Genomic DNA, 13394 nt, shown 5'->3' with positions numbered 1-13394 from the left:
GTCAGCATAGAGGAGGAGGGCATTCCGCGCCAGCACCAGAAGCCGTTCACATGCCCTGCCCGGCCAGCCATTCCGGATCGAACGGGATGGGCGTGATGACGTCGACGAGGACGTCGTTGGGATCGGCGGCGATGAAGTGGCGCTGGCCGAACTTCTCGCTGCGCAGCGGCTGCAGCATGGTGACGCCCGCCGCCTGCATCCGTGCGTGCACGGCATCGACGTCCGAGACTTCCACGTTGACGATCAGCCCCTGCGTCGGCCTGCGGCCGGGCTCAGGGATGGTGTCGTGGTCGAAGCGCATGATCGCCATCTGGTGGGTCTTGCCGTCATCCTCGCGCGCCATGTGCACGTACCAATCGGCATCGAACTGGCGGGTGAAGCCGAAATGCGTCTCATAGAACGCGGCGGTTTCGCCGACGTTTTCCACCAGAAGCACGGGATAATGCGCGGTGATCTGCGATTGGGCCTTCATTTCCTCGCTCCGTTGACATACAGTCTGCATGTATCTTCTCTAACATACAGGCTGCATGTATGCAAGAAGCGAATCGCAGGAGCCAGTCGACGCGGCGGGAAGCCACGAAAGCCAGGCTCGTCAGCGCTGCGCGCCGGCTTTTTGCCGAGAAGGGATTTGCCGCGACCAGCACGCCCGAGGTCGCGGCGGCGGCAGGCGTGACGCGCGGGGCGCTCTACCATCACTTCGCCGACAAGACCGCCCTCTTCCGCACGGTCGTCGAGGAGGAGCATCTGATCCTTGCCATGAGCATCGAGGCGGCCGCCGGGACCGACGAGGAGCCGGGGCCGGTCAAGGCGCTGCTGCAGGGGGGAGACGCCTTCCTCACCGCCATGCAGGATCCCGGCCGGCGCCGCATCCTGCTCGTCGACGCCCCGGCGGTGCTCGGCCGCGACGAGCTCGACGCGATCGATGCGCGCCATAGCCTGCGCACGCTCATCGAGGGGCTCGGCGCGGCCATGGACGCCAAGGCCATCCGCGACCTGCCGCTCGAACCCCTGGCGCGCCTCGTCGGCGCGATGTTCGACCGCGCGGCCATGGCCGACGAAGCGACGATGCCCGATTATCGCAAAGCGATGCGCGCGCTGGTCCGGGGGTTGAAGACGTGAGGCCCTCTCCCCTTGCGGGAGAGGGCAGATTTGCGCGTTCAGCGGAAAATCAGGGTGAGGGGATCTGCGATGCCGCCGCAACACAAGAGCCTGCGGCGGCATCGCAGACCCCTCATCCGCCCTTCGGGCACCTTCTCCCTCAAGGGGAGAAGGGAACTCGTGCCACAGGCGATGACCCTGTCCTCCCACAGGGTCATTCCCGCGAAAGCGGGAACCTCCGTTAAGGATTGGCAAGGAAGAACAGAGGTCCCCGCTTTCGCGGGGATGACCCGGTTGTGGAATGGTGGATATGGGCCTTGGCCACCCGCTCGCGCTCTCAACCCCTGCCGCGCTCCAGCGCTTCCACCCGCCCGGCGAGTTCCTGCACGGCCGCGATCAGCGGCGCGATGAACTCGCCATAGCGCAGGCCCTCCTCGCTCTCGGGATCTTGCGGGTCGGCCTTCACGTAGCCGGCGAAATCGGTGACGCCCAATCGGTCGAGCGCAGTCTTCACCTGCTGGGCGAGAAGCCCGTAGTGCGGACGCGCGCCGTCCTTCCAGCGGTAGCGCACGGGCTCCAGCGCCATGACGAACCCGAGCCCCATGTCGCTGGGCGCGATGTCGGCCTTCTGCCGTACGTCGGAGGTCTGGATGGTGCCGGTCGCCGCCCACACCGCGCTCCAGCGCGCGCCGCTCGCCCCGAGGGTCGCCGCATTGTCCGCCGCCGGACGCAGCGTGCCGGCGACGGCGATGGCGCCGGTGGCGTTGTTGACGGAGAGCGCCTCGATCCACGCGCCGCCGTCGGGGCTGACCTTGAGACGCCAGTGGTTGTCGCCGGCAAGACCCATTTCGGCGTGCCCGCTCCAGTTGCTCTGGAAGAGGAGGCTCGCCGTGTCGCCGGCCGCCGCTTTGTTGAGCTTGAGCTGATGGCCGGCGCCGGCATGGTTGAGAAGCGTGGCCGGCGAGGAAACGGCAAGGCGGTTGGTGGCGTCGGCCGACGCGTTGACGCCGAGGCGCGGCACGCCGCCGGCGCCGTTCCCGGCAAGCGCCACCCAGGCGCCGGCCTGGAAGACGACGAGCTCGCGCGCGTCCTCCACATAGGCCTGCCAGCCGCCCGCCGGATCGTGGAACACCCAGGCGCCGGACCGCCAGACCGCGATCTCGCGGTCGTGCCCGGCCCAGGCGCCGCCGGCGCCGTCGGCCACGATATAGGCCTCGCCAAGAAGCGGGCTCGCCGGTGGCGACGCGACGCTGCGGCTCGCGACCACCGGCTGCACCAGCGCGTCGAGCGCCAGCAGCGCCTCGTTGTGGGTCACGTGCTTCTGGGCCTGGGCCGAGAGGATGAAGGGAAGATTGAGGCGGGCGGTCTGGTCCATGGACAGGATCCTTTCAAAGGGTCTTTGCCGGCCAGTCTAAGGACGCCCGCAAGCGCGGGGATAAGTTCGCGTTTCGACAGGGCGGGGCGCCTAGAGATATGAGGTGACCGCCGGCGCTTCCTCCTGCCTGTCCTCGCGCCCGTTCTCGTAGATGATCGGGGCGGCCGCCAGTTCCTCGTCGCTCGCATCGTCGAGGGTCGCGGTGTTGACCGCGTAGAACCAGCCGCCGAAATTCTCCAGATAGCCGCGCGAGAAGACCTGCACGCCGCAGCGCGTGCAAAAGCGGTGATGAATGTGGTCTTCAGGCCAGACCGAATCCGGGCCCCGATAATCGGCGAGCATCTCCTTTCCGGCGAGGATCGTCAGCTCGTCGTCGCCGGTGAACGCCTTGGCGTAGCGGGTCTTGGCGCAATAGCTGCAATTGCACCGCCGCACGCCTTCGGAAAGGTCGAGGGCGGCCGCATAGCGCACCGCCCCGCAATGGCAGGAGTCGTGATAGGTCGTCTTCATGCCTCAAGCCTCCCCGGCCAGCCGCTCGCCATAGGCGAGGCCCTTGTCGAGGCATTCGCTCCAGCCGTCATAGTGGCTGTCGCGGCTCTCGACATCGGGGAAGGGGGCCTGGCGGAAGCGCTGCACCGTCCTGCCGTCCTTCTCGGCGAAGGTGACGGTGATGGTGGTGTCGTGCGTTTCGCCAGAGCCTTCCTCCCAGGCAAAGCTCATCACGATCTTCTCGTTGGGCCGGATCTGCGCGAACGTGCCGCCGAACCAGGAATCGCCGTATTTGTCGGCGTGGATCATGGCGCGGTACGTTCCGCCCTCGCGGAAATCGAGCTCGAACACGGGGCAGGTGAAATCGGCCGGTCCGAACCAGCGCTTCAAGTGCTCGGGATCGCTCCAGATGCGCCAGACGAGGGCGACGGGCGCATCGAAGACGCGCTCGATGACGAGCTCGTCGTCAGCCATCTTCTCAGTTCTTGCGAGCATCGGGGTCTCCTTTCTGCAGTTGCGTGAGGTAAGCGTCCATCCTGGTGAAGCTCTCGTCCCACAGGCGCCGGTAGCGCTCGACCCAGGTCGAGACGTCCTTCAACGGCGCCGCCTCGATGCGGCAGGGCCGCCACTGGGCCGTGCGCGTGCGCGAGACGAGCCCGGCCGCCTCCAGGACCTTGAGGTGCCGCGAGATGGCCGGCAGGCTGATGTCGAAAGGCTCGGCCAGCTCGTTGACCGTCGCCTCACCCTCTGCCAACCGCGCCAGGATCGCGCGGCGGGTGGGGTCGGCAAGGGCCGAAAACGTCTGGGTCAGGGGGTCGGGCTGCATGTGATTAACATGATCGTTAATTAACATATTTGTTAAGTAGAGCGAATGCCGACCCGTGTCAACCGCGAGATTAGACTTGCTCCGGCCCTTGGGGCTGCCTCGATAAGGGCAGCGGTCACACAACAAACGAGGTGATTCGTGAGTTCCTCAGCCCAATTCCTCAACCCCGCCGAAGCGGCGCGGCGCCTCGGCGTCTCGCCTAAGGCATTACGTCTCTACGAAGAACGTGGCCTCGTCGCGCCGGTTCGCACGGCCGCCGGCTGGCGCACCTATGGACCTGCCGAAATGGCCCGCGCCGCCGAGATCGCTGCATTGCGCGCGCTCGGCCTCAGCCTCTCGCAGATCGCAAGCGTCATCGCAGGTGACGGCAGAAGTCTCGAGCCGGCATTGGCGGCGCATCAATCCATGCTCGAAGCCGAGGTGCGCCGGTTAGTAGAGACCGCCGAGAAGGTGCGGTCCGTGCGCGCGCAGCTTGCCGAGGGCGGGCCGACCATTGCGGGCGAGCTCGTCCCGCTGGTCCGCCCGGTGGGTGGGATCGATCTCTCCTTCGAGCTTCCCTGGCCCTGGGGCGGGGAACGGTTCGAGCTTTCTGGCCTGCCGCCGCTCACTTACATCATCGGTCCTCTCGGCAGCGGCAAGACCCGCCTCGCCAAGGCTATCGCGCAGAACCTCCCCAAGGCTGCCTTTGTCGGCCTCGATCGGCTCGAGAACGAAAGCGCCGGGGCTTATATCCGGCTCGACGCCGATACCGCCTTGAAGTCGCGCGTCGACGAGAGCCTTGCCTGGCTGGTCGAGGACGGCGCTACCGTCTCGCCGGCGCTCGTTGCTCTCCTTGCCAAGCTGGATGATGGCGGCACCAACGCCCTCGTCGTTGACATGGTCGAGCAGGGCCTCGACCGGGCGGCGCAGGAGGCGCTGATCGCGCGCCTGCGCCATCGCGGCGGCGGCGCGCGGCCCCTCTTCCTGATGACGCGCTCCTCGTCGATCCTCGACCTTGCCGCCGTCACGCGGAACGAAGCGATCATTCTCTGCCCGGCCAACCACAGCCCGCCGACCCGCGTCGCGCCCTATCCCGGCGCCCCGGGCTTCGAGGCCGTCGCCACGTGCCTTGCCACCCCGGAAGTACGCGCCCGCACCGTCGGCGTCATCACCGCCGCATCGCCGCAAGCGGCCGGAGCCTGACGAAGAAGGCGGCCGGCTCAGCCGGCCGTCACGACACCCCGTAGCCAGGCGTCCAGCACGTCCTTGTTGAAGGTGCCGGCTTCGAGATGATGGTAGATGAAGGCGATGACGTCATCGGGATCAGCGACGATTTCAAAGCCATTGAGTCCGAGAAAGACGTCCACGCTTTCGAAGGCGACCCGCTTGTTGCCGTCGACGAAGCCGTGGTTCATCGCCAGGCTTTCCCATAGGGCCGCAGCCTCTTCGATGAGATCGGCGTAGTAACCGGTCTGCGGACGCAGCAGGGCAGATTCGATCAATCCGAGATCGCGAACGCCAGATGCGCCGCCATAAAGCGCAATCTGCCGCCGGTGCAGCTCCAGCACATCCTCAAGGGTAAGATAGGTCGGTTCCAAGCCGGCCTACTTTGCCAGGGCCTTATAGACCTTGTCCCATTTGGCGACGCTGCGCTGGTGCAGGGCGTCTATGCGCGGATTGATCCTCGGCTGGGCACCGGCTCGCTGCAGGCGTTCGTACTCGGCCGCCGACAGCAGGACCGCGACGTCCCGTCCGTTCTTCTGGATGCGCACGGGCTCGCGCTGGGCCTCCTCGAGGACCTGGCCGAACTTGTTCTTGGCGTCGGTGGCGGTGATCGTGGACATCGGCAAAAACTCCAATTTGGCTAAAATAGCCAGATTTGGAGAGCAATTCAAGAGCGTCCTACTCCTCCGTCTTCTCCCGCACCCCGTCGTGGATCGCGCGGATTTCCGGGGTCATCGCCTCGCCGAAATCGTCCATCCCGAAGACGGGACGGATGTCGATGTCGCTTTCGGCCAGCATCGGGTTGGGGCAGCGTTTGACCCATTCCACGGCTTCGTCCATGTCCTTGACCTCCCAGATCCAGAAGCCGGCGACGAGTTCCTTGGTCTCGGTGAAGGGACCGTCCATCACCGTGCGGCGCGGGCCGCTGAAGTGGACGCGCTTGGCCTCCGAAGAGGGCTTCAGGCCGTCCCCGCCCTTCATGATGCCGGCCGCGACCAGCTCCTCGTTGTAGCGGCCCATGGCCTCGAGCATCTCGCTCGACGGCATGACGCCGGCCTCGCTGTCAGCGGTCGCCTTGACGAAAACCACGACGCGCATCGCGCTTCCTCCCGTTTGATTGATCACCCGGTCTACCTCCCGGCCGGGCATCCAGGCAAGGGCGCACCCTTGCCTGTTTTGCTGTCGCTCCTCCGCAACATCGCGCAAATCCCGCGAAAACCCCACATAAACCGGCCACAATTTGCCCCGACAAGCAGATCATGCGCATCGAGGCGAGGCCGCTTGAGGCGAGCTGATGGGCTGCGAGGCGCTCGCGCCGAGGCAAAAGTTTACCTTTACGTTACCAATCGAGGTGTTTCCTCTCCGGTGCCCCTTGGGCTATGGACGGGTGAACGCAACCGACCAGGGCTTTCCACATGGATTTCCGCATCTCCCCTGACGACCGCGTGGGCGGACAGCAGAACCAGCGCGCCGGCAAGGCCGCGCCTGGGCGCAAGGGCGAGCGGGTGGAACCAACGCTGGGCGCGGGCGTCGGCGTCTTCGTCGACGACGAGCGCTCGGGCGGCGCGCCCGGCCGGCCGGAAAAACCGGCGCCGGTCAAGCGCGGCCGCGCCAAGCCCGCGAAAGCGCAGAAGGCGGCAAAGCCCAAGAAGAAGCGGCGCAGCGGCGGCTTCCTGATGGGCCTCCTCTACTGGGGCTTCATCATCGGCCTCTGGGGCGGAATCGCGGCCATGGGCGTCGTCGTCTATTACGGCATGCAGCTGCCCTCGTCCGACACCTGGGCGGTGCCGGACCGGCCGCCCAACATCCGCGTGCTCGCCGCCGACGGCCGGCTGATCTCCAACCGCGGCCAGACAGGCGGCGAGGCCATCGGCTACAGCGAATTGCCCTGGTTCGTGCCCACGGCCTTCATCGCCGCCGAGGACCGGCGGTTCATGAGCCATTTCGGCGTCGACCCCATCGGGCTGGCGGCCGTGCTGATCGAGAGCGTGCAGGCGCGCGGCATCACCCGCGGCGCCTCGACCATCACCCAGCAGGTGGCCAAGAACCTCTTCCTGTCGCCCGACCAGACGCTCGGACGAAAGGTGCAGGAAGCGGTGCTCGCCGTGTGGCTCGAGCAGAACTTCACCAAGCAGGAGATCCTCGAGCTCTATATGAACCGGGTCTATTTCGGCGCCGGGGCGACGGGCATCGAGGCGGCCGCGCAGACCTATTTCGGCGTCTCGGCGCGCAATCTCTCGCTCGGCCAGGCGGCCATGCTCGCCGGCATCCTGCCGGCGCCCTCGGCCTACAACCCCAAGAACAACCCAGCGCGCGCCATCGAGCGGCAGCGCCTGGTGCTGCGCTCCATGGTCGAGGAGGGCTACATCACGCGCGAGGAGGCGGACGCGGCCGCCACCGATCCGGACCGGGCGATCCCCACGCGGGTGGCGGGCGCCGAGTACTACGTGGCCGACTGGGTCGAGAGCCTGATGAACGCCTATCTCGGCGAGATCACCGAGGACGTGGTGGTGCATACCACCATCGACTGGGACCTGCAGAAGCAGGCCGAGTTCATCGTCAAGGAGTACGTGGCCAAGGAGGGCCCCAATCGCGGCTTCACCCAGGGCGCGCTGGTGTCGATGGACACCCACGGCACCATCATGGCCATGGTCGGCGGCGTCGACTACACGCAGAGCCAGTACAACCGGGCCGTCACCGCCCGCCGCCAGCCGGGCTCGGCCTTCAAGCCGTTCGTCTACACGGCCGCCATGGAGAAGGGCTACACGCCCGAGACCGTGGCCGAGGACGAGCGCTTCGACTACAACGGCTGGAGCCCGCGCAACTCGACCAACAAATATGTCGGCCTCGTGACGCTGCGCCAGGGCCTTGCCTATTCGCTCAACACCATCGCCGGGCGGCTGGCCATCGACGTGACGCCGCAGGCGGTGATCGACGTGGCGACCCGCCTCGGCATCTCCTCGCAGATGCCCGCGGTGCCCTCGATCGCGCTCGGCACCGCCGAGGTGTCGCTGCTCGAGCTGACCGCCGCCTATGCGCCCTTCGCCAACGGCGGCGTCGGGGTCATCCCCAACGTCATCACCCGCATCGAGACCAAGGACGGACAGGTGCTCTACGAGGCCTCGGACGCGGGTCCCGGGCGCGTGCTCGCCCCCGAGGTCGTCGCCGAGATGAACGACATGCTGCGCACCGCCGTCGAAGTCGGCACCGGGCGCGGCGCCAACCTTGGCGGATGGCCGTTCGCAGGCAAGACCGGCACCAGCCAGGAATCGCGCGACGCGCTCTTCGTCGGCTACACGGCGCGCATGGTCACGGGCGTGTGGCTCGGCAACGACGACGACAAGGCCACGAGCCTTTCGGGCGGCAACGTGCCGGTCGCCATCTGGTCGGAATACATGACCAAGGCGCATGAGGGCCTGCAGGTGGCGGACCTGCCCGGCTACGATTCGATGAGTTCCACGCTCGTCGCCCAGCAGATCGTCGATCCCAACACCGGCCAGCCGGTGATCGACCCGATGACCGGCCAGCCCATGGTACAGTTCATCGATTCGGCGACCGGCCAGCCCGTGCCCATGCAGGTCGACCCGGCCACCGGCCAGATGATCCCGCAGACCGCGCAGGTCGATCCCTCGACCGGCCAAGTCATGCAGGCCCAGCAGCCCTTCGGCCAGGAGATCGACCCCGTCACCGGCTATCCCATCCAGCAGGCCCAGCCCGGCACGCCGCAGGTCGATCCCGTCACCGGACAGCAGATCGACCCCAACCAGCAGTTCACGCCGCTCGAATGGGACCCGAACGCCACCCAGCCGACGCCCCAGCAGAGCGACGGCTCGCAGCGCACGCTGATGGACCTGATCTTCGGGAACTGAGCAGACTGGAGCCGATAACCGCTCCGATTGAATCAGAACGGGAAGCTCCAGGTTCGTTTTGTCGCGTTTTCGAACCGGAAAAGTGGCGTTTTCCGAAAACGCTCTAACGGCTCGCCGCGGCGGAGAGGCCGACCAGGGCCTCGCTGTCGCGCCAGAGCGCATCGGCGACATCGTCGCGGCGGGCGAGTTCCGAGAGCGGCGGCCAGGTGATCGCGCCTTTGCGCACCGCGGCATAGACCTGTCCTTCGGGCGGGCGGATATCGCCGTCCACCAAACCGACCAGCGCTGCGGCGGCCTCTTGCGGTCTCGTCACGCCCATCAGGCGCGCGACGGACGGGCCGGTGCCCGCCAAAGCTCCGGCGAACCTCCAGGCCAGGCGCGGCACCATCGGATAGTCGCGCGTGAGGCGCGTGCCCGGCACTTCTCCCGGGCAGAAGGCGAACACCTTCCATCCGCGCCCCTCCTCGGCCGCAAGCCGCGCCAACCGGCGCGCCGTCAGCACGTTCGCCAGCTTGGAAGCAGCATAGAGGGCGCGGCTTGCCTTCAACGGCGACGATCGGTCGAAGCCGGGATCCCGTTCCGGATGGGCAAGGAGCGCGGCATCGGCATGGCGCGGCACCGGAAACGCCGTCTTTTCGGCCGGGTCGTGCGTGCCGCTGGTGGTGATGACCACCGCGGCTTCCCCGGCGAGCCGAGGAAGCAGCAGGCGCAGCAAGAGATAGTGGCCGAGGTGGTTGGTGGCGAAGGTCATCTCGAAGCCGTCGGGACTGCGCGCCTCGAGGTCAGTGCCGTGGAGCCCGGCATTGAGGATCAGGGCGTCGATCGGCGCACCGCCGATCTCGTTGCCCACCCGGTCCGCGAACGCGCGCACGCTTGCAAGGTGCGAAAGATCGAGCGGCAGGGTCGTCGCGCCCTCCGGACCCGTACCTCGGGCCCCGACGAGGATCCGCGACCCGTTTCGCGCGAGCTGCGACAGCGCCAGCCGGCCGAAGCCCGAGCTGCCTCCCGTCATCACCATGGTGCGCATCGATCCTCTCCCTATCGTCGAACCCCAGGGGCTGATGTCGCGACGATGTTGCGCGTCGGCAAGGGTCACGCTCGCGATTGCCACGGTTCCGACCCGCGCCTAAGCTCGCCCGTCGCCCGCAGCGGCGAGGCCGCTTCATGTCCTTTTCCCCGCAGACGCGCATCGCGCTCGTCTTCTTTGCTCAGGCGATCATCGCCGGGGCGCTGATCACGCGCATTCCCGATATCCAGGCGGCGCTTGCCATCAACGAGGAGGTGCTGGGGCTGGCGCTGCTCGGTCAGCCCGTCGGCAACCTCGTCACCATCTTCATCGCCAGCGCCGTGCTCGAGCAGCAGGGCACCCGCCGCATTCTCGTCACCGGCCTGCCGGTGTTGGCCGTATGCACGGCGCTCGCCGCCGTGGCGCCGGGTCCGGCCGCGCTCTTCGTGGTACTCGCCGTCTACGGCAGCGCCTTCGCGCTCACCAACCTTGCCATGAACATCGAAGTCGACCAGCAGGAGGCCCTGGACGGGCGGCGCTTCATGAACCGCTGCCATGGCATCGGCAGCGCCGGGCTGCTCGTCACCAGCCTGGTTGGAGCGGCGCTGCGCGGAGCAGGGGTGCCGGCAAGCGTCCATCTCCTCGTCATGGCTCCGCTCGCCGCCGCCGCGGCGCTCGCCCTTGTCCTGCCGTTGAAGCCGGCACCGCCGCGCCCGCAGGCGGGCGTGGCCAGGCGGGGTTCCGTGGCACTGCCGACGGCGATGACGTTCCTCCTCGTCGGCTTCGGCATTTCCGCCTTTCTCCTCGAGGGAGCGGCGCGCAGCTGGTCGATCATCTACATGCGCGACAGCTTCGTCTCGCCGGACTGGCTGGATTCGCTCTCGCTGACGGTCTTCATCGCCTTCATGGCCGGCGGGCGGCTCGTCGCCGACCGCTTCACCGAGCGCTTCGGCCCGCCCATGGTCGCCCGCGCCCTGATGGCGATCGCCGCGCTCGGCCTCACGCTCGTCGCGCTGGCACCGACGCCGCTCCTCGCCCTTTCCGGCTTCGCGCTCACCGGGCTCGGCACCTCGGCGATCTATCCCCTGACCCTCTCGTCCGCCGCGCGCCTGCCGGACCGGCCGTCGTCCGAGAACGTCGCCGCCGTCACCATGGTCGGCTCCATTGCCGTCCTCGCCGCGCCCGCCATCCTCGGCTCCGTCGCCACGCATTGGGGCATACGCGCCACCTTCGCCGTGCTGATCCCGGCGACGGTGCTGTCGTTCGCGCTGGCCTGGGTGCTGCGGGCGAGGAAGGAGGGGAATGAGGGACCTCGCTGACCTCAAGGGGAGGGAGGTGGCACCATTTTACCCACCCACCGGCTGTCATCCCGGCGAAAGCCGGTATCCAGTAAACGACGCCGCTTGGTTTTGCCCCCGAAAGCGGGAGTTCCGTTCGCAAGATCTGCGGACCCGACAGGTGGGATGGTGACGTGCAAAACCGCCCTGGCCAGTGTGTACTGGGTCCCGGCTTTCGCCGGGATGACAGGCGGTGGGGCGACGGGATACCGCCACAGACGCTCCTACTCCCCATACGCCTCCGCCTCGCCGCCGGCATTTGCCGTCGCGACCGGGGCCGCATCGAGCCCGGCGAGCGTCTCCTGCAGTTCGCGCATAATGGCGAGCTTTTCGGTGTCGGGCGCCGCTTGCAGGCGGTGGCTCAGCCTCAGGGTGAAATCGGCGAAGGCGTTGTGCCAGTCGGATTCGAGCTGGTTGACGTCGACGCGCGGGCGCTCGGGCCGGGCGACGGCCGCGATGCCTTCCGCCCGAAGTTCGAACCGGTCGTCGAGCATGGGCAGCACCACCTGGTCGCCCGCAAGACCCTCGGCCAGCAGCGCCTGGCGGAGCGCCGCGCGCTCGGCGTCCTCGCCGTGGGTGAGGAAGATCGCCCCGTGCGCGGGCAGGCGCGCCTTGATCCAGGCCATCAATTCGGAATGGTCGGCATGGGCCGAATAGTTGCCCATGGAGCGGATGGCGGCGCGTACCGGCACCTCGTGGCCGTGGATGCGCACGTCCCTGGCGCCCGAAAGCAGGATCTGCCCGAGCGTTCCCGGCGCCTGGTAGCCGACGAAGAGCACCGTGGCGTTGGCGCGGATGAGGTTGTTCCTCAGGTGATGCTTGATGCGCCCGGCATCGGCCATGCCCGAGGCCGAGATGATGATGGCGCCGCCGCGGATGGAGTTGATCGCCTTGCTCTCCTCGACCGACTCGACGATGCGGAAGCGCGGGTCGTTGAAGAGCTCGCCGGCGGTCAGTTCCATGTCCTCGAACATGGCCGCGTGCTCGCGGTAGACGCCGGTGACTTTGCTTGCGAGCGGAGAATCGAGGAAGACGCGGCGGGGATCGATCTCGCCGGCCTTGATCAGCGTGCCGATGTCGTGCAGCAGCTCCTGGCTGCGCTCGACGGCGAAGGCCGGGATGACGAGGTTGCCGCCGCGCCCAAGGGCCGTGACGATCTCGCTCTTCAAAGCCTGCCGGCGTTCATCGAGCGAATAGTCGTCGCGCTCGCGCCCGCCATAGGTGGATTCGCAGAGGATGTAGTCGAAGCCCGCTGGTCCCTCCGGTTCGTTGTAGAAAACCTTCTCGTCCGGGCCGATGTCGCCCGAGAACATCAGCCGGATGGTCTTGCCCTCGCCGTCGGCCACTTCGACCTCGATCGAAGCCGAGCCGATGATGTGGCCGGCGTTCCAGTAGCGGGCGCGAACGCCGGGGCCCGGCTCGATCCACTCGCCGTACGCAACGACCTTGCAGTGCTTCAAGGCCTCCTCGGCGTCTTCCATCGCATAGAGCGGCTGCGCCGGCGCCTCGCCCTTCCTCGCGCGCTTCTTGGTCTCCTGCTCGGCCTCGCTCTCCTGGATGCCGGCGCTGTCGGGCAGCAGGTATTCGAGGAGCCCCGCCGTCGGCTCGGTCATCCACATGGGGCCGCGCCAGCCCTCGCGGTAGAGCTTGGGCAGGAGCCCGGCGTGGTCGATATGGGCATGGGTCAGCAACAGGAAATCGATGGCCTTCGGGTCGAAGGGCGTCGGCTTCAGATTGAGGTCGCGCACGGTCCTGTTGCCCTGGAAGAGCCCGCAATCGACGAGGAATTGTCCCCCCGGATGCACGACGCGGTAGCATGAGCCGGTGACGGTGCCCGCCGCGCCGTGGAAGTGGAGGGTGACTGTCATCGGGGAGCTCCTGTTGAACGCGGATCGAAGCAAGGCGGATAAAGCCTAGTCGTGTCAGGATATTGAAGGCAACCCGGCTTGGCGGATCGCCTGTAAGGATACCAAGGGCATGCCGATACGCCGCCCGGACGCTCGATCCTGCGGTTTTCGTCCTTTCGGACACACGAATGCGGGGCGGCTTTCGCCTCCTTGATAATTTTAGATGGGAAGCGTCAGCCGCCCCACACGCCGGGATTTGTGAGCCGTACACGAAGCATGCGGACGCTGATGATCCGCCGGTCCGTAACAGACACCCTGCCCGCCGGCGACCCGGCTGCCCCAAC

14 protein-coding genes are annotated in these 13394 nt (G+C 67.4%); 4 read left to right on the top strand and 10 right to left on the bottom strand.

Translation table 11 applies throughout. The features are described from left to right. Nucleotides 1-46: 46 nt before the first annotated feature. Nucleotides 47-472 carry a VOC family protein gene (locus VE25_RS12380; protein ID WP_046108944.1) on the bottom strand — a complete coding sequence of 142 codons (426 nt, stop codon included), beginning with the start codon at nt 470-472 and terminating at the stop codon, nt 47-49. Nucleotides 473-531: 59 nt separating this feature from the next. Between VE25_RS12380 and VE25_RS12375 the strand changes: the two genes are divergently transcribed. Then, nucleotides 532-1119 carry a TetR/AcrR family transcriptional regulator gene (locus VE25_RS12375; RefSeq protein ID WP_046108943.1) on the top strand — a complete coding sequence of 196 codons (588 nt, stop codon included), beginning with the start codon at nt 532-534 and terminating at the stop codon, nt 1117-1119. A gap of 316 nt (nt 1120-1435) precedes the next feature. Here the strand turns inward: VE25_RS12375 and VE25_RS12370 are convergent, their stop codons facing one another. The 4 genes from VE25_RS12370 to VE25_RS12355 form a co-directional block, all read right to left on the bottom strand. Beyond that, nucleotides 1436-2473: a DUF2793 domain-containing protein gene (locus tag VE25_RS12370; protein ID WP_052731932.1), complete on the bottom strand. Its 1038-nt coding sequence runs from the start codon at nt 2471-2473 to the stop codon at nt 1436-1438. Between the two features lie 90 nt (nt 2474-2563). Then, nucleotides 2564-2983 (bottom strand): GFA family protein, encoded by a 420-nt coding sequence (locus VE25_RS12365; protein WP_046108942.1) that lies wholly within the window; start codon nt 2981-2983, stop codon nt 2564-2566. A gap of 3 nt (nt 2984-2986) precedes the next feature. Next, nucleotides 2987-3457 carry an SRPBCC family protein gene (locus tag VE25_RS12360; RefSeq protein WP_046108941.1) on the bottom strand — a complete coding sequence of 157 codons (471 nt, stop codon included), beginning with the start codon at nt 3455-3457 and terminating at the stop codon, nt 2987-2989. Beyond that, on the bottom strand, nt 3441-3788 hold the full coding sequence (locus tag VE25_RS12355) for an ArsR/SmtB family transcription factor (protein ID WP_046108940.1): 348 nt from the start codon (nt 3786-3788) through the stop codon (nt 3441-3443). The genes VE25_RS12360 and VE25_RS12355 overlap by 17 nt, the downstream gene beginning before the upstream one ends. Before the next feature lie 138 nt (nt 3789-3926). On the opposite strand from VE25_RS12355, the gene VE25_RS12350 reads away from it, so the two are divergent. Then, nucleotides 3927-4970, top strand: coding sequence for a MerR family transcriptional regulator (locus VE25_RS12350; RefSeq protein ID WP_046108939.1), 1044 nt, complete (start codon nt 3927-3929; stop codon nt 4968-4970). 17 nt (nt 4971-4987) lie between these two features. Here VE25_RS12350 and VE25_RS12345 read toward each other — a convergent pair whose 3' ends face one another. Genes VE25_RS12345 through VE25_RS12335 form a run of 3 tightly spaced genes read right to left on the bottom strand, consistent with a single transcriptional unit; the run spans nt 4988 to nt 6089 of the window. Next, nucleotides 4988-5365: a type II toxin-antitoxin system death-on-curing family toxin gene (locus VE25_RS12345; RefSeq protein WP_046108938.1), complete on the bottom strand. Its 378-nt coding sequence runs from the start codon at nt 5363-5365 to the stop codon at nt 4988-4990. 6 nt (nt 5366-5371) lie between these two features. Next, a complete protein-coding gene (locus tag VE25_RS12340) occupies nt 5372-5611 on the bottom strand; it encodes a type II toxin-antitoxin system Phd/YefM family antitoxin (protein WP_046108937.1) in 240 nt (79 codons plus the stop codon). 58 nt (nt 5612-5669) lie between these two features. Then, nucleotides 5670-6089, bottom strand: coding sequence for a YciI family protein (locus VE25_RS12335; RefSeq protein ID WP_046108936.1), 420 nt, complete (start codon nt 6087-6089; stop codon nt 5670-5672). 317 nt (nt 6090-6406) lie between these two features. Between VE25_RS12335 and VE25_RS12330 the strand changes: the two genes are divergently transcribed. Then, entirely contained in the window at nt 6407-8860 is a 2454-nt protein-coding gene (locus VE25_RS12330; protein ID WP_052731931.1) for a transglycosylase domain-containing protein, read from the top strand. A gap of 103 nt (nt 8861-8963) precedes the next feature. Here VE25_RS12330 and VE25_RS12325 read toward each other — a convergent pair whose 3' ends face one another. Further along, nucleotides 8964-9887 carry an SDR family NAD(P)-dependent oxidoreductase gene (locus VE25_RS12325; RefSeq protein ID WP_046108935.1) on the bottom strand — a complete coding sequence of 308 codons (924 nt, stop codon included), beginning with the start codon at nt 9885-9887 and terminating at the stop codon, nt 8964-8966. 137 nt (nt 9888-10024) lie between these two features. Between VE25_RS12325 and VE25_RS12320 the strand changes: the two genes are divergently transcribed. After that, nucleotides 10025-11185, top strand: coding sequence for an MFS transporter (locus tag VE25_RS12320; protein WP_046108934.1), 1161 nt, complete (start codon nt 10025-10027; stop codon nt 11183-11185). Nucleotides 11186-11427: 242 nt separating this feature from the next. Here the strand turns inward: VE25_RS12320 and VE25_RS12315 are convergent, their stop codons facing one another. Next, on the bottom strand, nt 11428-13071 hold the full coding sequence (locus VE25_RS12315; protein WP_046108933.1) for an MBL fold metallo-hydrolase RNA specificity domain-containing protein: 1644 nt from the start codon (nt 13069-13071) through the stop codon (nt 11428-11430). Nucleotides 13072-13394 lie beyond the last annotated feature (323 nt).

The sequence above is a fragment of the Devosia geojensis genome, assembly GCF_000969415.1.
GTDB classification, from domain to species: Bacteria; Pseudomonadota; Alphaproteobacteria; order Rhizobiales; family Devosiaceae; genus Devosia; species Devosia geojensis.
Note: the sequence above shows the minus strand (reverse complement) of the source record. Positions and strands in the feature narration are given on the sequence as shown.